18 protein-coding genes are annotated in these 19856 nt (G+C 53.4%); 17 read left to right on the top strand and 1 reads right to left on the bottom strand.

Going from position 1 to position 19856, the window contains the following annotated elements:
* The first annotated feature begins 455 nt into the window (after nt 1-455).
* The 12 genes from KBY85_RS03685 to KBY85_RS03740 all read left to right on the top strand — a co-directional run bounded on the left by KBY85_RS03685 (nt 456) and on the right by KBY85_RS03740 (nt 13122).
* On the top strand, nt 456-1304 hold the full coding sequence (locus KBY85_RS03685) for a hypothetical protein (RefSeq protein ID WP_254960204.1): 849 nt from the start codon (nt 456-458) through the stop codon (nt 1302-1304).
* 198 nt (nt 1305-1502) lie between these two features.
* A complete protein-coding gene (locus tag KBY85_RS03690) occupies nt 1503-2495 on the top strand; it encodes a glycosyltransferase family 10 domain-containing protein (protein WP_254960205.1) in 993 nt (330 codons plus the stop codon).
* Between the two features lie 1624 nt (nt 2496-4119).
* Complete coding sequence (locus KBY85_RS03695) at nt 4120-5184, top strand: glycosyltransferase (RefSeq protein WP_254960207.1); 1065 nt, start codon at nt 4120-4122, stop codon at nt 5182-5184.
* Nucleotides 5185-5198: 14 nt separating this feature from the next.
* Entirely contained in the window at nt 5199-5849 is a 651-nt protein-coding gene (locus KBY85_RS03700; RefSeq protein ID WP_254960208.1) for a NeuD/PglB/VioB family sugar acetyltransferase, read from the top strand.
* Nucleotides 5850-5861: 12 nt separating this feature from the next.
* Nucleotides 5862-6833 (top strand): glycosyltransferase family 2 protein, encoded by a 972-nt coding sequence (locus tag KBY85_RS03705; RefSeq protein WP_254960209.1) that lies wholly within the window; start codon nt 5862-5864, stop codon nt 6831-6833.
* Between the two features lie 36 nt (nt 6834-6869).
* Nucleotides 6870-7799 carry a glycosyltransferase gene (locus KBY85_RS03710; RefSeq protein WP_254960270.1) on the top strand — a complete coding sequence of 310 codons (930 nt, stop codon included), beginning with the start codon at nt 6870-6872 and terminating at the stop codon, nt 7797-7799.
* Nucleotides 7796-8149 (top strand): hypothetical protein, encoded by a 354-nt coding sequence (locus tag KBY85_RS03715; protein ID WP_254960210.1) that lies wholly within the window; start codon nt 7796-7798, stop codon nt 8147-8149. The genes KBY85_RS03710 and KBY85_RS03715 overlap by 4 nt, the downstream gene beginning before the upstream one ends.
* Nucleotides 8150-8152: 3 nt before the next feature.
* Nucleotides 8153-8956: a glycosyltransferase family 4 protein gene (locus KBY85_RS03720; RefSeq protein WP_254960211.1), complete on the top strand. Its 804-nt coding sequence runs from the start codon at nt 8153-8155 to the stop codon at nt 8954-8956.
* Nucleotides 8956-9336 carry a glycosyltransferase family 2 protein gene (locus KBY85_RS03725; RefSeq protein ID WP_254960212.1) on the top strand — a complete coding sequence of 127 codons (381 nt, stop codon included), beginning with the start codon at nt 8956-8958 and terminating at the stop codon, nt 9334-9336. The genes KBY85_RS03720 and KBY85_RS03725 overlap by 1 nt, the downstream gene beginning before the upstream one ends.
* 70 nt (nt 9337-9406) lie before the next feature.
* Nucleotides 9407-10570: a glycosyltransferase family 4 protein gene (locus tag KBY85_RS15955; RefSeq protein ID WP_254960213.1), complete on the top strand. Its 1164-nt coding sequence runs from the start codon at nt 9407-9409 to the stop codon at nt 10568-10570.
* Between the two features lie 169 nt (nt 10571-10739).
* The gene (locus KBY85_RS03735) at nt 10740-11492 is read left to right on the top strand and encodes an FkbM family methyltransferase (RefSeq protein ID WP_254960214.1); all 753 of its coding nucleotides are present in this window, start codon (nt 10740-10742) and stop codon (nt 11490-11492) included.
* 172 nt (nt 11493-11664) lie between these two features.
* Nucleotides 11665-13122, top strand: a complete 1458-nt coding sequence (locus KBY85_RS03740; RefSeq protein ID WP_254960215.1) for a hypothetical protein — start codon at nt 11665-11667, stop codon at nt 13120-13122.
* On the opposite strand, the gene KBY85_RS03745 is transcribed toward KBY85_RS03740, so the two are convergent.
* Nucleotides 13119-13739: a class I SAM-dependent methyltransferase gene (locus KBY85_RS03745; protein WP_254960216.1), complete on the bottom strand. Its 621-nt coding sequence runs from the start codon at nt 13737-13739 to the stop codon at nt 13119-13121. The genes KBY85_RS03740 and KBY85_RS03745 overlap by 4 nt on opposite strands.
* A 216-nt stretch (nt 13740-13955) precedes the next feature.
* On the opposite strand from KBY85_RS03745, the gene KBY85_RS03750 reads away from it, so the two are divergent.
* The 5 genes from KBY85_RS03750 (at nt 13956) to KBY85_RS03770 (ending at nt 19853) form a co-directional block, all read left to right on the top strand.
* Entirely contained in the window at nt 13956-14924 is a 969-nt protein-coding gene (locus tag KBY85_RS03750) for a glycosyltransferase (RefSeq protein WP_254960217.1), read from the top strand.
* Between the two features lie 1320 nt (nt 14925-16244).
* On the top strand, nt 16245-16907 hold the full coding sequence (locus KBY85_RS03755; RefSeq protein WP_254960218.1) for a bifunctional 2-polyprenyl-6-hydroxyphenol methylase/3-demethylubiquinol 3-O-methyltransferase UbiG: 663 nt from the start codon (nt 16245-16247) through the stop codon (nt 16905-16907).
* 1 nt (nt 16908) lies between these two features.
* On the top strand, nt 16909-18051 hold the full coding sequence (locus tag KBY85_RS03760; RefSeq protein ID WP_254960219.1) for a glycosyltransferase family 4 protein: 1143 nt from the start codon (nt 16909-16911) through the stop codon (nt 18049-18051).
* On the top strand, nt 18038-19018 hold the full coding sequence (locus tag KBY85_RS03765) for a hypothetical protein (RefSeq protein ID WP_254960222.1): 981 nt from the start codon (nt 18038-18040) through the stop codon (nt 19016-19018). The genes KBY85_RS03760 and KBY85_RS03765 overlap by 14 nt, the downstream gene beginning before the upstream one ends.
* Entirely contained in the window at nt 19008-19853 is an 846-nt protein-coding gene (locus KBY85_RS03770; RefSeq protein ID WP_254960224.1) for an FkbM family methyltransferase, read from the top strand. The genes KBY85_RS03765 and KBY85_RS03770 overlap by 11 nt, the downstream gene beginning before the upstream one ends.
* Nucleotides 19854-19856: the final 3 nt, after the last annotated feature.

Here is a 19856-nt window from a genome sequence, read left to right on the forward strand (position 1 = left end):
GTGCATTCATCATGATGTGATTTTTGCAGCCTCAGGTCCTGCAAACGGAAATTTGCTTCAGGCTAGCCGTCTGCGCCTACTAAAGCCCCCTTATTGGAGGGACATTTAGTTTAGACGCTCTCCGCTCAATCTTGCCACTCAAGCACCGGACGATCAGCGCAAAGTTCAGGCGCTGATTCGAATGATGCCCCTAAGCTACGCTGCTGATGCCCGCCTGAGTGACAGCAGAAGAATCATCTTTGCTGGCAGCTACCTAGCCTGCCAAGCAAACCGTAGGAGATCAAACTATGTATTCGCAATTTCCAGCAGTCTTTATTGCTCATTTGCCGCTTATTATACATGCTAGCAAAGTCGATGCCCACACTTTTTGTCAAGGCCAATATTTTTTTGCGTCAACAAATTATTGCAAAATCAATGCCTTAATTCCGTGAAAAGTTTTTATACAAGTGTCTCCCTTGAATCATGGTAATATGCACAAACGCCTTCCCATAGTACTAACCGCCACTATTCGCCCACATCGAACAACCGGCATTTACGCAATCAACCAGACAGAAGAGGATCGCTTTATAAGTTATCAACACTCAATTAAATGGATTTCAGACACAAGGGCAACAGACAAATTAATTCTGGCTGAGAATAGTAGCTCCAAGTTAACATCTGAACTTTTTAAATATCTCCATTCTCTCGCTAGCCCACACTTTCACACGGAAACTCTTCATTATCCAATTGCAGATGAAGCCACAGTAAAAGGTAAAGGATATGGCGAAGGGTGGCTGATTTCCAAGTGTGTTCGCCATTCCAGGCTTCTTTCTGATTCAAATGCATTTATCAAAATTACCGGAAGATATCAAGTAAAAAACTTCTTTCGGCTATCACGCCCTTTAGCTTCATCTGTATTGTCAAATTTAGGCTATCAGTTCATTTGCCAAGATCTTAAGTTTTACAATTTTCATATACCGATAGTCTCGACTGCCCTATTCGCATGTACACGCTCAGCTTGGCTTGAGCATTTTGAGGATGCTTATCTTTTTGTCGATGATATCCAGGGATGGGCTTTTGAAGCTGAAATAGCAGATAGACTCAAGGCTATTGTTGCAAGAGGCGTACGAGTAGGAGAGGTTAAACTCCCGCTTATTATAGACTCGTTTAATACTAAAGATAATCAACCATTCCTAAAGCGGCGTGCTTTATGCTATCTCACATTTCGCTCAAAAGTAGCCTACAGTATCGGTAAAAGTATTAAAATGAAAACCCTCTGTCTAAATGATTTCTCTCCGCAAAGACCGAACCCTGCAATACATTAGATGTTTATAAGATTGCCTTTGGGAAAATACTTAATTTATTGGTACTATTCATTTTGAGCTGTCCATCTTTTTTTGACAACCCATACTCGATTATCTCCGCAAAAGCGCGAAAGACGCTGGGGCGGAGTGAGCTCATCCGCTGAGAGCAGATCAACTTAAACCTATCTTGAATAGACTAAAAAACGAATTACAAAGCATATGAAGACGATTCGATGTGTAATTATTGATCAGCGTGCAAGAGTCGGCGGCAAGCCAGCAGAAGACGATATTTACGGTTATAGTCATTATAATTTCACCTCATCAAACCCCGAGTATCAAATAGAAATTGATATTATCCCACCATTTGAAAGTCTGGAGAATTCATATCATTACTTCTTTATAGCAGATGAACTTTGTGATACTGGGTTTCCATTTTTCTTGCCACGAAAAAGAAGGCTAGCTCTCCTTAAAGAGACACCACTTTATATCCTTCCTTTAAATCATCAGTTTATCTCGAGAAACTTTCTTTTTGCAGTTACTAATCTTAAATACCTACCCACCCTGCATGAGAATTATAAGCTTGTCCCTTTTTCCTCAAACTTCCTAGGCGCTAATGCAAGTAACTTCCATTCATTCTTAATTGCTTCCCATCAAAAGCGAAAACTTTGCTCAATGATTGTCAATCTAGATCATGACTTGTCAAAGACTGGATACTCATTTAGAAATGTTGCTTATAATGTTGCCAAGCAAAAAGAGTTCATTGATATTTACGGCAGTTCGTTTAATCCTATAGATCTTAAGCTGGATGGCCTTGCGCCTTACTACTTTAGTATTGCCATGGAAAATTCTAAGGAAGATTTTTATTTTACCGAAAAAATTATTGATTGCTTTCTGACCAAAACTATCCCCTTATACTATGGCTGCCCTTCCATAAGTAAGATTTTCGACTCGCGTGGTATCTTGCATTTCTCAGATTTGAATGAACTCCAAATAATACTTAGCAATTTATCCTTGGATTTATATCACGAACTAGAATCGTATGCTGAAATCAATTTTAATATCGCAGTTAATTCTAATTTTGCTTGCTTTAAAGGTTTCCTCAAGCGCACTCTCGATCTAGTTATTAAGGCAAGTCCACCTGAGGAAACGCCTTTTAGATTAAGCTATAGCCCTGTTTCTAAATTGTTTAGAAAATTTAGATCTCTGAAGTAAACAGGAAAGCAAAATTTTTACTTTGCTCAAAAGCCAATGACAATTGTTGTCCTACCGAATTAGACCAGCTAATCTTCCTGCTAGCTCTGGAAGCATAGAATCGAAATTTATGAGCATCATTGGAAAAACTCATGACCTCTATTTGTTATTCGATTCCTGCTCGGAATGGATCTGCATCTTCAGCAGTGATTCTTTACTTACAGATCCTTTTCCCATCCCTTCTTGTATAAATAATCTTACATTTTGATGCTTTGGAGTCTGCTAAAGAATACATGTGAGATCACTTGAGGCGGCTAGGCGTATCAACTACTTCCAAACTAAAGCCCCATACACGTGTTGTTTTACTTTTTCATTGTCTTGAAAATCAGTTGTTATTAATCACTCTTTTAATAGTCCATAAGCTTACTTTTGGACTGTCTTTGTGGGATTTTGTTCCTCCTATCTTGCTATGCACACTTTGCTGTTAACTATGCCGCCTTATTCATAGCCTTTGCTACCATCTTTTGCATGATGCTTGCCATTGATATTGGTCTTATTGGAGCTATATTGGCTTTTTAAATTGTATGAACGCAATCAATCGTCTGAATAATATAACTAGCACAGATATTTCACTCAGCTTGTACCATGTCCAGGCATATCAAACCGACAATTCATAAGGTACCGCCTAGAGCTTGCTATGGGTAGATTGCCTCTGCTGTCAAGGTATTCATCCCTTCGAAGATTTCCTCATCTGGAAGTAGCCTCATATATAATCCATTTAGGTATTCCTTGAATCAAATCGTATCCAGTCTGCTCAATCATTTGATGCTTGCCAACGTTAGCCGAGTTAGTAAAGGGAGTAAAGCGTGAAAATTGCACTTTGTTTTTCCGGTCAACTCAGAGATTTCAATAAAACATATCCGTCGCTTCATCGCCACGTTCTGAGTCCACTAAATTCTCATAGCGTTTATTCCTTCGCACATTACGCAGGCAGCAATTCACATTTTAGCTATCCTCATCCCTTTCACAAAGTAATTGCAGAAGAGACTGAGCCCGATTTTGCTGAGTTTTTACCCTATGATCATGATGTGGTTGGCAGGCCTTGGCACAAAGGCAGTCCTTTGACTGCATATTTACGCCAGCTTCGAAGTCTTTCCATGGCAGATTCACTTCGAAAAGATTATGAGTCTGAGCATGGATTTGTATTCGACTGGGTTTTCCGACTACGATTTGATAATCTGTATGTCTCGCCATTAGAAGACATATCTTTGTTGCCTAGGGATCGTATTTACATTCCAGCCCATGATAACTGGCGAGGCTTCAATGACAGATTCGCATTCGGACCGCCCTCTCTCATGGAAATTTACTCTGATCGGCTGCATGGTGCAATGCAATATATCCGTAAGGGCTATTCACTTAACCCTGAAATATTTTTGCTAAACCACCTTCGGGATCATTGTATTTCTATCTCGCGTACTCGTGTGGTCCACCATCTACTTAGATATTCACAGCTATGGAGGTCTCGGTTCCGTTTGGAACAGGGAGACGATTTGTCTTTCTTACCCAAACGACCATTTGGTTCCTTAAGAGATAAAATATCGCCTAGAATAGGAGCCCGCCGATACGATTGTCTCTCCGTGCTCTGGTGGCGAAGATCATGACGAAGAGTGGTTGGAGTTGGCCTGAAGCAGGATGGATCACCTCCTCTATGATGGCAGAGATACCTGCCATTGAATATCCGAATATTTGCCATCGTGCACCCCAGGTAAGCATCTTGGTGATGACCCGCAATCACGAGCATTATCTTGAGCAATGTGTTGAAAGTATTCTCGGCCAAGATTTCTCTGAGCCCTTTGAAGTTTTGATAGGGGAAGATTTCTCTTCTGATAATACTCTTGCCGTTTCTCGTCGGTTGCAAGAAAAGCATCCGGAGATGATTCGTGTGATCACCGCAGATGAAAATGTAGGTATTCGATCCAATTTCTTGCGCCTAGTTACTCGTGCAAGAGCCCCTTTGATCGCACTTCTGGAAGGTGATGATTATTGGACTGCCCCCATTAAACTTCGTGTTCAATGTGATTTAATTAGATCCCACCCTGAGTATGCGGTTGTTGCGGCCAAAACATTAAATCGGCTGCAGTGGTTGCGCGACCTACCATTTTATCAAATCCATCACTTATTGCGTCGCTACGCTGTTCACACCTCCACGCTCCTGATCAGGGCAGAGCATCTATCTTGCTATCCATGTTTTCCCGACAATGTCTGCTGGGAATCAATGCTCCTTGGCTTTTTGATGGCGCGGGGAACCTGCGGATTTATACCCTTGGAAATGTCATACTATCGGCGCCACCATGGGGGATTGTGGCACAACGCTGACAGGCTAAAGAAACTTGAAATGAGTAGGGAGTGCATCGACGCCTTGGATGCATTCTTCTTTTTCCGTTTTCGTCCTGAGCTGATCAGCCGTGAAATGTGGATTTATCGTATGGATGCGGTGTTTCCTCCGAGGCACGTTTGGAGACATTGGCTACAGACATGGAATATCCAACTTGCGCAGGCACCAAGGCTCCTAAAACGCGCTCCGCTTGCCTACGGAATGCTGCTCATTTCAACGGCCCTTCAGCCTTTGCATCTCGCTCTTCAAACAGTTCGCCGCAATCTGGCTCTGGGTACTCGATGGCGACGTCTCTGCACCCCAGACATTTCGTGAACTGTTTCAAAATTATGGTCATCGGCGGCAGCGGCCACGCCCACGCACTGCTGGCCGTGCTCCAGCGTCACGGAGGCTATGAACTCGTGGGATTGATTGATTCCTTCCAGCCCGCCGGCAGCCAGGCTCACGGCCTGCCGATCCTTGGCGGCGAAGCCGATGTTCCCCAGCTCTGTGAACTTCATGGCCTGCATCATCTGCTGGTGGCCATCGGCGATAACCATCAGCGCCAGGCCATGACCCAGCGCCTGCAACAGCAGCTACCCGGTGCCGTCTTCCCTGCCCTGGTAGATCCCACCGCTGTGGTGGCCGCTGATGCCGCACTGGCGCCAGGCGTGGTGGTGATGGCCCAGGCCCATGTTGGCTCTGGCTGCGTGCTGGACGCAGGAGCCCTGCTAAACACCAAGGCCAGCCTCGACCACGACGGCCACCTAGGAGCCTTCGCCAGCCTGGCGCCGGGGGCGATCACGGGCGGCCGCGTACATATCGGTACCGGCAGCTTCATCGGCCTGGGCGCCCGTTTGATTCAGGGGGTGCAGGTGGGCCCAAGCACTGTGGTGGGTGCCGGATCGCTCGTCCTTTCCGATCTGCCTTCAGCTGTGCTGGCCTACGGCACTCCCGCCCGTGTGATCCGCAGCCGCCATCCGGATGAGCCCTATCTCTGAGTGACGCCCACGTTGACCCCAGCCATCCAACCCAATCTCGTATCCACCATCATCCCCGTTTACAACCGGCCGGAGATGGTGCGCAAGGCCGTGGCCTCGGTGCTGGCGCAAACCCACCGTCCGATTGAGATCCTGCTGGTGGATGACGGTTCTACCGACTACACCCCCGAGGTGCTGGCCGAGTTGCAGGCCGCCCATCCCGAAGAGATCCGGGTGCTCCGCCAGGCAAACGGCGGTGCGGGTCTGGCCCGTGAAACCGGCCGCCAGCAGGCTCGCGGCGCCTATATCCAATATCTAGATAGCGACGATTACCTGCTGCCCAACAAGTTCAGCGACCAAGTCGCAGCCCTCGAGGCCCATCCCGAATGCGCGATCGCCTATGGCACCAGCAGCCATGTGCATGCCGATGGCCGTGTTCTGGAGGATCCCAGCCGCCACACTGCAGATCGGATCGACTATCTCTTCCCCCTCCTACTGGTGGAGCGCTGGTGGCACACCCACACCCCCCTCTTTCGCCGCTGGATTAGCGATGCCGCTGGCCCCTGGCCGGCCTTTCGCCCGGAAGACTGGGATCTTGAGGCCCGCATGGGCGCACTGAATCCGCGTCTGATCCATTGCGGCAGCTTCGTTTCCGTGCAGGTTGATCATGAATCGGACAACCGCGTCACTCGTGGGCCTTCGTTGCAGGCCCTACGAGATCAAGGCGTGTTCCTGCCGCGCCTCTATGCCGCCGCCATGTTGGCCGGAGTGCCCTTCGAGTCACCTGAGTGGGCGCGGTTCAGCGACGAGTGCTTCGTGAGCGCCCGCCAGTTGCATCAGGCTGGTGAGGCATCTCTTGGAAATCGCCTCTTGCACCTTGCCGAGCTCACCACCTCAGGCAGCGGCAGCCTGATCCGCCGCTACGGCACCCTCAGCCGGGCTGTCGGGCCCAGGCTCGGCGCCCGTGTTGCCCAGCTGCTGCGCACCGGCCGCTGGGCCACCTGAGTGGCGCAGTTGGTGCCAACGCAGCCGCCCCCCCTCGTGAGCGTTTTGATGCTCACCCGCAACCACGAGGCCTATCTCCAGCAGGCCATTGCCTCAGTGCAGGCCCAGTCCTTTCAGGATTGGGAGCTGTTGATCGGCGAGGATGCCTCCAGCGACGGAACGGCCCAGGTGGCGGCAGCCGCTGCAGCGGCAGACCCCCAGCGCATCCAGGTGCTCTCCTCACCGAAAGGGGCACTGGGCTTTCACCACAATTTTGCCCGCCTCCTGGCCCAGGCTCGGGGCGCCTTCGTGGCCTTCCTGGAAGGCGACGACTACTGGATCGAACCCACCAAGCTGGCAGCTCAGCTTGCCTTGCTCCACGCCAATCCCAGCCTGTCCTTCTGCGGTGGCCGCACCCTGGTGCTCGACCAACGCAGCCCGAGCGCCAAAGAGCCCAGCCGTGAGATCGGCCCGCCTCCCGGCAGCTACCGCATCGGCTTCGAGCAGATGATCGATGGCTACAGCTTCCATTTCGCCAGCGTGCTGATGCGCCGCCAAGCGGTTGAGATGCCCGCTTGGATCTTTTCCCAATACTGCCTGGATCGGCCCCTTTATCTGCTAGCAGCCTGCCATGGAGATGCGGGCGTGCTGGATCAGTGCCTGTCGGTGTATCGCCTGCACCAAGGAGGTGTATGGGCACCTCTTTCACCGCTTCAGCGGGCATGCCGCAGCCGCGCCCTGTTCAGCACCTTCTGCCACCAATTTCCCCGTCGCTACCGGCGCCGCTTTCGCCTGGCCCTCAGCCACATCCTCTGGAGCTATCTCGCCGAAGCGCTTGATCAGCGCAGGCGCTGGCAATCCCTTGCCATTCTGGCGATGGGCGTAGAGGCTGCCCCCGCTCTGCGCCTGCTGCGCCAGCCGCGCCCCACGCTCGGGTCGCTGGCAAAATCGCTTTTGACCCTGCCCTGCCGCCAGCCATCAGCGTGATCGTGATCTGCGAGGGGCTCGGCGGCGCCGGTGCCGTGGCCAATGTGGCCTGGCAGCAGGCCCTCGGCCTCAGCCGCAGGCAGCCTTTAATCCTGATCAGCGATGGGCTCAGCTCTGAGCGCCGGCTCCAGCTGGCGAGCAGGCAGGGCCAGCTGGAGGTTCGCCTCGTGAGTGTGCCGGGCCTCACGGAGCTACGGCGCTTCAGCCATCTGCCGCGGCAGCTGCTCTGGATTCAGCTGGCGCTACGGGTCACCCAGAAGGAACTGCAGGCAGCCTGCACCCCGGTGATCTGCCACAGCCATCCCGTGGCGGCGGCTATGGCATGGCGCTTCGGCAGGCGCATCCGCTAGATCATGGTGAGCCATGGCGATATCTTTCACCGCCCGCCCGGCAGCTACGACCCTGCCATCTCCTGGCTCTACCGGTGCACTACTCCGTATGCCCATCGCCATGCAGCCATTTCGGTGGCGCTCTCACCCGTGATGGCTGAACGCATCCAGGCCCATGGTGTGCGCCCCGAGCGGATCGCCTTGATTCCCAACGGCCTGGATCCAGCCGAGATCGGCCTGCGCGATGCGAGCCCAACGCCAGCTGAGCACTGGCTGCAGCGGCCCTTGCGGCTTCTGTTTGTTGGGCGGCTGGATCCGATCAAGGGGGTTGAGGTACTCCTCAAGGCTCTGGCTTTATCCCAGCAGACGGGCTTGAAGCTGCAGCTCGATCTGGTCGGGGAAGGGAGCCCCCACCAACAGCATCGGCTCGAAGTGCTGTGCCAGCAGCTGGGCTTGACCCAAGTCGTGCACTGGCTTGGCGCCCAGCCCCGTTGCAGCCTGGCTGATCACTATCGCCGCTGCCATTTGGTTTTGGTGCCTTCTCTGGACGACCCCCTGCCCACGGTGGTGCTAGAGGCGATGGCCTGCGGACACCCGGTGCTCGGCAGCGCCGTGGGGGGAATCGCCTTTCTGGTGCGCGATGGAGCAGAGGGCCTGCTGGTGCCCCCAGGCGATCCCGCCGCCCTGGCCGAAGCCCTCGGCCGGCTCGAGCGGGATCGCTACGCCACCGCCGCCCTCGGCGAGGCTGCGCTCGAGCGCAGTCGGCACTTCACCTGGTCCGCCAATGTGAGCGCCCTACAAGCTCTGATGCTCGATCCTGCCCTTTGATGCCCCCTTCATCCTCTGAGCTGGAGCCACAGGTGACGGTGGTGATCCCCACCTTCAACGGTGGCGACTGGCTGCTCCAGACGCTCGCCTCCTGCCAGCAGCAGCAACCCACCAGCATGGAGGTGATCGTGGTGGACGACGCCTCCACCGACGACACTCCCGATCGGGTGGCCGCTGCTTACCCCGAAGTGCGCCTGATCCGCCAGCCCAGCAACAGCGGCTCCGGCGCCCACGGCCGCAACACCGGGCTGCAGCTGCTCGACTATGTGCCCAGCCCTGCTGTGGAGCCCAGCAGCCTGATTCGCCGAACCATCGCTCTCTGCGGGCTGCGCCCCTTTCAAGGCAGGGTAATTTTCTTCTCAGAAGAAGCCAAATGGTAAATCAAAACCTAAGCACGCCTTCCAATCTCTCAGCTATTCTAAATATCTGCACATCCTTCCTCATTAGCTAGTGCGTATCGTCTCAGTGCTCCAGGGTTTAGATGAGGGAGGTGCTGTTGCCACCTGCTGCCTCAACCAAGTGGCTGCCCTAAACGATACGCATGCCTGCTCGGTGATCAGCGATGGCGGCCCTCCTGCGGGTGCTCCGGCCATCCAGTTCCAACAGGTGCGGGTGCCGGCCCTGCGATGGCTGAGGCGCTATGCCCATGTGCCCCGCCAGATTCTGTTCATCCTGAAAGTGGGCGCGCGGCTCGGCTACGCCCGCCCGCCCCAGCGGATCGATCTGGTTCTGTTCCACAGCCATCCGCCCACCGCTCTGCTTGCCCCCCTGCTGCAGCGGCGTCTGGGCTGCCGGGTGGTGATGGTGATGCATGGCGATATCTTTGATCGCCCACGCGGCACCTACGACCCGCGCCTCACCGCCTGGTATTCCCTCTGCACCTCTCCCGCCTATCGGTGCGCCGACGCGGTGCTGGCCCTCTCTCCCAACATGGCCAAACTGGCCATCCATGGTGGTGCCAATTCCCAGCACGTGCATCTGGTGCCGAATGGCGTGGACTCTGTTGAAATCGGCCTGGATGGATCCGCCCCACCGCCCCGGGGCCAGAAGCTGCTGTTCGTGGGTCGCCTGGAGGCCAACAAAGGGATCGACCTGCTGCTGCAGGCCTTCCGCCAACTGGCTCCTCACCACCTCGCCCTGCAGCTCACCTGCATCGGCAGCCCGGATGTGGCATTGCTAGCCCCTATTCAGCGGCAGCTCCAGGCCGAGGGCCTGCACAGCCGTGTGCGGTTTCTGCCGCCGCAGCCGCGCCACAGCCTTGGCGCCTTCTACGCCGAAGCGGCCTTGGTGGTGATCCCCTCCCGCAGTGAAACGCAGAGCACCGTGGCGATGGAAGCCATGGCCGCCGGCAGGGCCGTGCTCGCCTCCAACACCGGCGGCAACCCGATGCTGGTGGATGCACCCAACACAGGGTTGCTGTTCCGCAGCGGCGATGCTGCTGATCTCGCCGCCCAGCTGGAGCGGCTGATCAGCGAACCCGAAAGTCTGATCGCCATGGGCCAAGCCGCCGCAAAACGCCATCAGGCCGAGTTCACACGCCAGCGCAGCGCCGAACAATTGCTAAAATGCGTTCAAAGCATCAATGCTGGGATCAATAGCAACGTTATTTTTTAGTTCTAATGCCCCCTCTCACTCGTAGCTGAGTGAGTAGTTACAAAGCATCCAAGCTACAGGTCAAGCGACACAAGACCGACAAGGGAATCCACCTATCGAAAGCAAAGTAACCCAAGGAAATCAGATCATCACCCTGATCGCTCATTTGCAGAGAACCTAAAATTTAAACATGATCCATCCAAAAACGGCTTTCAAGCATATGGCAGCTCGTGCCATAAATTTCTTGGGATATGTAGTAGTCAAGGACAAGAGCCATATTGAAAGAGCATTTGAAGCAGCCATCAAGCTTTATCAGCCCATGGATATTTTATTCATTGACGGAGGTGCCAATATAGGGCAAAGCATCCCATGCCTAGTAAAAGTTTTAAAAAATTACAGCCTCAAATTGAAAGCAATCGGCTTTGAGCCTGTAGAGTCAAATTTCCGCATTCTAAAAGATGCCGCAAACGAATGCAAAGCCTTTGACTACCAACCTATCAAACTGGCTTTATCTAATCAAAAGGGCAAGCTGAAGATCCATTTGGCTAGCCATGAGCAATGCCATTCGATCGAAAACAACGAAGAATGGAAGGACGGCCCCTTGGGAGATGAAACCATAGAAACTGCGACACTCGACGAATTACTAGAACGTCAGCAATTGAACAATTGCACAATAATCGTAAAGCTCAACATTGAAGGCCACGAGCTCAGCGCTCTTAGCGGCATGAAGGAGCTGCTTCGCTCAAAACAAAATCTCATGGTTATAGTGGAGGTTGGATTTGCATCCGAGAATAAGCAGATAGCCTATTTCCCGCCAGTATATGAATATATGGAAAAGGCTGGGTTTAAGTGCATTGATTTGACCGGCGTTGCCCCCTCGGTTTACGAAGGCTCCTCTGGCTCGATGGCAATTAAGTGGGCCAACGCCATTTTTGCCCGTTAGCCGAACAATCTTTAATTCAATTACCGAGTTCGACTCCATTGTAAATTCACTCATTTGATGGCTGCACAATGCAAGATATCCCAGATCTGCCATTTTATGATTATGCTCACTATTGGCTTGTGATGCTAACGGTTATGGCCAGATCTTATGTAGCCATCTGGCTGGCCTGAACGTGCTGCTTCTGGAGCTTGTTCTCGATCCGGCGGAACCCACCCACCAAGTGCTTGCAGCGCGCCTGCAGCAAGCACTTGGTAACGGCGAGCATCTGCGGCTCACGCCATGGCCAAACTGGAAGCAGGGCCATAGCCGCACTCCAGGAAGCCAGGGCGAGGCCCCAATCACATTGCTGTTGGCTCCAGCGCGATGGCTGGAAAGCCGCTCCGAACCTCCCACTTATCCGATCGGAGCCCTGGTGGTGGCCGAATTGTGCGAGGGCGCAGCCCGGGAACTGGGCCCCGGAGCTGCGCTTGAGGCTCCATCCAGGGGCGATCCGGCCTCACGGTTTGGGGTGTTCGAGTTCGAATCGGGTCCTGCCCTCGAGCTCCGCTGTGTGACGCAGCTGGCACTGCCCAGCCTGTCCCGCTGGCGCCGGCATCAACGCCGCTGCCTGCTGGCCCTGGCCGACACTCTGATCTGGTGGCTGGGGCTCTGCGAGCAGCGCCAGCAGCTGTTGCGGATCGCTCCCCTTGAAAAACCACTGCCGCTGCTTCCGGCCGCAGTTGTTCCGCTTGGTCTGCGCCTCCAGAGCCGCCGCCGTTGGCTTCAGGCTGGTGTGAGCCGGCGCCTGAGCCATTGGCAGCGCGGATCTGAGGCAGCCTGGCAGATTGCCGTCGGCCGCCTAGATCCCGGCTCCCAGGAGGTGCAGATTCTGCATCACTTGCCCCACCAAGGCGGCGACTGGTTTGCCGATCCCTTCCTGCTTGCCGAAGGGCCGAACCTCTGGCTCTTCTCAGAACGCTGGCGGGCAGACGCCGGCAAGGGGGTAATCGATCTGTTTGCGGTACGGCCGGAAGGCCTGTGCGCCTACGGCACCGTGATCGAGGAGCCGTTTCACCTCTCGTTCCCGAGGGTGGTTCACCACAACGGCACCTGGTTTGCCACCGTGGAGAGTGCCAGTGCGGTAGAGGTGCGCCTCTACCGGGCCACCAGCTTTCCGGCCCACTGGCGCCTGGAGCGGGTGCTGCTTCGGGGTCAATCCTGGATCGATCCGATCCTGATTCCAGCTGAGGATGGCGGCTGGTGGTTGCTGGTGAACAGCCACAACTGCCCGTCATTGCCAGGGGCTACGGCGGCGGAGCTGCACCTGTTCCACAGCCCTGATCTGCTGCAAGGGTCCTTTGATCCCCACCCGTGTTCACCGCTGCTGGTCGACAGCACCTGCGGCCGCAATGGGGGGCTCTTGGCATGGGATGGCGCCTGGATCCGAGTTGGCCAATGCACTGGGGTCGACAACGCCTACGGACAAAGTGTTGAGTTGCGATTAGTGGAAAACCTCGATAGGCAGATCTACCAGGAGAAATCGATTAAGCAACCTTGGCTTCAGCGCTTACGGCAACAGGTGAGGGCAACCCACCTGCATACAGTAAATAATCAAGGCCATTGGATCACCTTTGACTACGTAAATAGCTAGTTAATCGGCCTGCGAAGGAAGCAATAGGTTTTCCTCCAGGAATCCTGGGAGACAATACGATCGCTGCCAAAAACCGGACATACCAGAGGTTCATAAAGCTGTAAGCCAGCGCTTTCCAGAGGATTGAATGGGCAATGCCACGGAACGTCATCAAATCCAAATAACAACTCGCCACCAGGCCTCAAACAGTCAAAAAAACCAGCAAAAGCCTGCTCCAGCTCATCTCGCCTATCCAGGCCATAGCCAAACACTCCAGTGAATAGGATCAGATCTAAACTATGTTCAGGCACCACCTGGGCTACGTCGGTGCAGGAAGCCGCTATGGCGCCAGTGCCTCCATAGCGCCGCGCTGCAATCGGATCAATCTCAATCACTCGATAGTTGCGCCTCCTGAAGAGTCTGCGATATCCTCGCGTGTACCACTGGGCTCCCACGAACAAGAGGTCATTCAATTCCGTGCGACCCGCATAATAAGGCAGAATCTGCGTTTCCAGGAGCCTGCGATCATCGTTGCCGCGATACCAGCGATCAGTTTGATAGAGATCGAAACCCAGGCGAACCAACGCCCGGCGGCCACAGAGGCGTAATCTGGCATTAAAATAATGCTTGATAGACATAAGGCTTAACCGATTAGGTCAACCAGGCTCCTTTGCAAGAGTATCACGCTTGGCCCTCAACTAACTTTAAGTTCTTACCCAACAACTGCTCGGCAAAATAAATCTTGCACCAATGATCCTCTCTAATCGCGATCAACAGCTATTCCGTAATATTCGCGAGCATCTCCTTACTGAGTCTTCGGTCAGGCTGGCTCAAGCAGGCGGCCCCTGTCACTGATGGTGGATGTATCTGTTGTTGTGGGCGTGCACGCCCATCCCGATCGCCTGATCGCCAGCCTGGAATCGCTGCGGCAGCAACGAGGGAACCTGCGCTGGGAATGCTTGATCGTGGCCAATGGCGGTTTCCAGCCGGATCAGCACTGCGCCAACCTGTTGCAGGCCGATCCGCGCTTCCGCCTGCTGGAGTGTTTGCAGCCGGGCCTCACTGCAGCTCTGGCCTTGGGCTGCAGTGAGGCCCGCGGCGCCCTGATCGCCCGCCTCGATGTGGGCGATCAGATGGCCCCCGAGCGGCTGGAGCGGCAGCTGCAGGCCTATACCCAGCACCCTGATTTGGTGCTGGCCACAAGCGATGTGGAGATCTGTGGCCCCGCCTGGGAGCACCTGCGCACCGACAGCCAAGCTGCCGCCACTGGCGTGCCGATGCGGGTCGACACCGTGCCGCCCGAGCAAGGCATCGCCATCGACATCCCCCACCACGCCTCGGTGATGTTCAGTCGTGCGGCCTATGAAGCTGTAGGGGGCTACCGCACCGCCTTCTATTTCGGCCAGGATTGGGACCTTTGGTATCGCCTCTCCAGCCACGGCACCTTTGTGCATCTGCCCGAAACGCTCACCCGCGTGCGCCTGTTCAGTGATGGGCTGTCGTCGCGGCACTGGCGTGAACAGCGCAAGATCGCAAAGCTCTCATTGGCCTGTCATGTGGCACGCAGCCGCGGGCAACCGGAAACCGAGATGCTTCAGAAAGCCGCCACCATCCGCCCAAGTCCCCAGCACCAGAGCCCCCTGCCCTGGGATGGCCGCCGAGCCGAAGGTGCCTACTTCATCGCTGAAGCCCTGCGCCGCAACCGTGACCATCGCTGCCACCGCTATTTCCGCGAAGCCCTCCGGCATGGATTCTGGAAGCCACAGGTCTGGATCAGAGCCAGTCAAGGTTTGATACTTTGGGTCAAAACAATGGTCATTTAGCCTTTAATGCTTTTACAGCAGATTCATCATAGAGGAATCTACTGCTACTCTGAAATTGTTTCTTTATGTATCTTGGCGTGAGCAGAGCGGAAACATATGCCATGCCATTATTCCCCGCTGGGACTGGTCTTGGCAACAGGCTATTCCATTGGTGTGATGCCAAAGTCTACTCCTATAAATTCGGATGCAAGTTTATTTCGCCGCGATGGTGCCGGCTTTCCGTCGGAAAGCATTTGCGGCAATGGAGAAAGGCAAGATTTTCAGTTGAGCCAATCTTTGAATACGCCCAGTCATTTCGTCGCTTGCCAGGTGACTATTCATATTATAGATCTATTAGTCAATGCCTATTTCTGCCCAAAATAAGGCTTTCTCAGTGCTCCGAAATATCGAATTTGCCCAAGGCGCCAAATGCCCTAGTCTATTTCGACAAAAGCTATTATGAATTCAAAGACTATGAACCATTTCGCCGAAATTTGACAAAGGATTTGCTGGCATCAATACAGCCACAGCTATTTAAAAAGGTATTATCTATAAAGAGGCCATATATTGGTATACATGTGCGCATAGGAGACGGCTTCAAGCCTCCGGAGCCAGGATCCGATGGATTTATCCGAACGGGTTGGTTGCAGCAGACACCAATTCAGTGGTTCAAGGAAGCCCTACGGCTCACGCGAGAAGCAACTGGAGAGAATTTTCCAGCCTACATTTTCTCGGACGGTTCAGCTTCTCAGCTTGAATCTCTATTGGGTGAGGAAAATACTTTTTTGTATAAAAGCAAGAATCCAGTCGTAGACCTATTGGCACTTTCAAGATCCTGGTTAATTCTAGGCTCTGGATCTTCGTCTTTTTCTGCTTTTGCCGCATATTTGGGATCAAGCCATGCAATCACAGCACCAGGCCACCCGTTCTCAAATCGGGGTCTAATGACATCGAAATGCCAGGTAATCGAGTCTTTGAATCCAAGAGAACCCGGTGCTACTTCCTGGATTAGAAGCTTGCCCTGCCCTGCCCTGCCTCTTAAGGTTTAGCTTGCTGTAAAAACATATGACGCTCTTATCTAAATGCCCTGTATGCAATCATCAAAGCCACCAGATTTTGGCTTGGGGAGGGTATGGCTATCATGTATTTGATAAGATTGCCGGAATTCAGGTTGATCGAGCAAGAGAACCCTATAGCCTCTTCGAGTGTTCAAATTGCTTCTACATCTTCAAGCCTCCATGTCTAAGCGATAACGAGCTTTTAGACCTTTATTCAAGGTCCACAGACAGGGCTTCGGGGGCTCCGAGCTCAAGCAGTGAGCCTTCGAACGATATGAGGCTGATGAGATTGGCTCGACTGTGCGAAGTGACGGCTTTAACACACTCAATTGGGCGACGAGTCTTAGAAGTGGGCTGTAGTAATGGGGCAATGCTTCAGCAATGGGGATCTGATTGGGTCAAGAGTGGAATTGAACCTTCAAGGGCTTCAGCAAAAGTAGCAAATCAGAGAGGTATTAATGTGGTTGGCGCTCATATTGGCGACCTAAAATGCGGGCAGTGGGATTGCATTGTGTCGGTAGACACTGTTGAGCATATTATTGACCCAATGAGCTTCTTTAGGTGTGCTAAAGATCTTTTGGCGCCTGGGGGCATCATAATAACCTTGACCGGAGATATGTCATTCGGTCTTGCAAGATGTGCGGGTTCCCGTTATTGGTATGCATCGTTTCCTGAGCACATCAGCTTTCTGGTTCCCGCTACTTTTTCCTATATTGCTGGAAAGCTGAATGGTCAAGTAATTTTTTCCAGGCTTTACAGATGGGGGAGTCCAGGGGCGTTGGATGGTGTCCAATTTCTGTTGCAGTCAATCAAATATATTATTATGTACTTGGTTCTTTCTGCCTCAAGATCTCTTGGATTTAAAGGGGTAATATCCAGAAGGGGGTTTCCCGTGATGACTGCTCATTGCGACCATTCTTTAACGGTGATGGGTCGCTTCCAATAGTATGTTGCTTATTGTTCAGAATCGCGAAACGCAGTTTGATGCGCCTCTATACTCACTAATCCACCGCCAGGGTTGTTTCCCGCTTACGGTTGTTTACACCACGCCCCATTGTCAGGGCGAAACAATTGATCCGGAACTTGGCTTTGCCCCGAGCTGGGATCATCTCGCAGTCAATCGTTACCCCCAGCGCACCCTCCGCAACACCAACCCTTTGGCCATCTGGCAACTGGCACGCGAGATTCACTGCCAGAAACCTGTTCTCGTGGTAATTTGTGGCTACTTTCCCCGCTGCCAGTTGCTCTTGGCGGTGTTCCTCCGCCTACTCGGCCAGCGCATCGGTCTCCGTTCCGACAACACTCTGACCCACACCACGTTTCACGGCCTGCGCGGCAAGTTGCGGCGCCTTGGAGTTGGGCCGATTCAGCGGCTCTTTCATACCTGGCATCCTGTGGGCGAACAGGCATTGGCCTATCTGCGCAGCCTCTCCGGCAGCAACCGCCCCAGTTATCGATTTGCCTACGCTGTGGACAATGATTGGTTCGCAGTGCACTCCAGCCAGTCTCGCCATAACCGGTCCCAGTTCCTGGCAGCGCAAGGTTGGCCCGAGGATGCCTTTGTGGTGCTGGGCATCATGAAATGGAGCCCACGCGAGGATCCCCTCACCTTGTTGGAAGCCTTCAAGCAGCTTCACCAGCGGGTGCCGCGTGCTCGGCTGGTTCTCGTGGGTGATGGCCCCCTCCGCGATGAGGTCCATGACGCCTGTGAACCTTTGGATCGTTGCATTCATCTACCTGGCTACGTGTCGTACTCGCAGTTGCCAGATTGGTATGGGCGCGCCGATGTGTTCGTCCATCCCGCTCCGGACGAACCGTGGGGCGTGTCCGTCACCGAGTCCCTCGCCTGCGGGGTGCCGGTGATCGCGGCAGAGGGGGTCGGAGCGGCTGCCGAAATGCTCGATCAATCCCGATGCGTCAGCGTCATTGCGAATGGCGATGCCGGCAGCTTGGCTGAAGAGCTCTCAAAGCTCGTCCATGATGAAGAGGAGCTTAAAACGCGTAGTTCAGCATGTAGGTGCGTTGCAGACCGCTGGCATTACAGACACACCATCCACGCGTTTCAGCAAGCGCTCCTTGCGCACCAATGATCATCACGTGCTGATCATCATCCCCAGATCGCAAACTGCTACTTGCGGCCTCGCGGATCATGCCAGCGTCATCAAAACAGAGTTGGAGCGAATCGGAGCGGCTGTCCAAATCGAGCACATGCAGACTCATCTATCGGTTGAGCGCAGCATCCCTATCCTGCTTGAATTCACTCCTCTAGCTTATAGCCGCCTTGGCCTCAGCTGGCCTCTGCTGCTTCAGGTTTTGCGTTGGAGGCTGAATGACTGCAGGGTCATCACCTATTTCCATGAGCTTCCATTTTCAAATGGGCGGCAATGGAAAAGAAAACTTGCGGCAATGCTCCAACGCTGCTATTGCGTTCTCCTGGCAGCCGCTAGTTCCAGTTCGGTGCAAAATCAGGAAACCGGATCCCGTTGGCTGAAAGTTCTGTGCGGAGCGCATCGCCTTTCCTTTCTGCCCACCTGCTCCAACATGGGCGAAAGCCAGGATGCACCTAAGCCAGAGAACAGGCCCTTACAAGTGGTTGTCTTCGGATCCCCTGGGAAGCGCCGGCATGCTCATGCTCTCGTAGCCTCCCAGGGTGGCTATCGGCGCCTGTTTGGAGCGAATGTGAGCGTGATTGACATTGGTGAGCTGATGCAATTGCCTGATAAGATTGCTACTGAAGTGAGCGCTCTTGGCCTGCTGCCTGTAGAAGAAATTCAGAATCATTTGCTCTCCAGTCGATTTGGCTTCTTCTATTCAGAGCCGGATCAATTCTCCAAATCAGGTGTATTTGCGGCCTACTGTGCTCATGGTGTTGTTCCAATTATTGCCCACGGCACACCTGATCAACCCATCCATCATCTTACTCCTGAAGATATCACAAGTTGCTCTCGTCGCTTCGCTAATCCAGATGCTGTATGGCAATCCTGCCGAACATGGCATCACCAATTCTCGGCTAGCGCCTGTGCAGGCCATATTTATAAACTAGCATATGAATCCTGATCCTATTTTTCTTCCCTCAAGCCTGCGCTTTTTGCGCAATTCCCCTCTTCCCCGAAAGCTTGGCTTGCTTGAAAAGCTTTACGGGAAGACGCTCGCCGCCCACGGCAAAGCAACGGTGGAATGCGCCAATGGCTACACCTGGACGTTGGATCTTGATGAGGTCACCCATCGCTGGCTTGTTTATGGAGATTGTGAAGGCCAGCAGCAGAAGAACTGGCTCAGTAATTGGCTGAGCCATAAGGGCGGTGGAGTTTTTATTGATAGTGGTGCAAATATCGGCCAATACGTAGTGAGCCTCTCTCACCTGCCTGGGGTCCAAACATTCGCCTTCGAGCCCGTCAGCAACGAAATGCAATGGCTCCAGAGCTGTCTGCATCGCTATCCCGAGTGGGCCGTTGAGATTGTTCCACTGGCACTTGGAGCTGATAAGCAGCAACTAAAAATCCGCCTTGCCGGCGGTAAGTCGACGCTCCGGCAAGACTGGTACATAAATCAACAGCTTGACGAGGAGCTCATTGATATGACCACCCTTGATAACTTTGCAAAAGAGAAGAAGATTGAACGCATTCGGCTTTGGAAGTTGGATATGGAGGGCTATGAGCCGCAGGCTCTCGCTGGCGCGCAGGCTCTATTAGCAGAGCAGCGCATCGACGCCCTATTGATTGAAGCCCAAACCAGCACAATTCCAGCAATCAAGCAAAATTTGGCAATTGGCAATTACAACCTTTTCCAAATTCAATCCTCTAGCAAGCTAGTGCCTGCTTCTGATTGGATCGAAGCAAATGCTTTTGAGGGTAATCTTATTGCCTTGCCAGGCAAGGCAGGGGATAGCTAACCG

Origin of the sequence: Cyanobium sp. BA5m-10 (genome assembly GCF_024346255.1) — a bacterium.
Lineage (GTDB): Bacteria > Cyanobacteriota > Cyanobacteriia > PCC-6307 > Cyanobiaceae > Cyanobium_A > Cyanobium_A usitatum.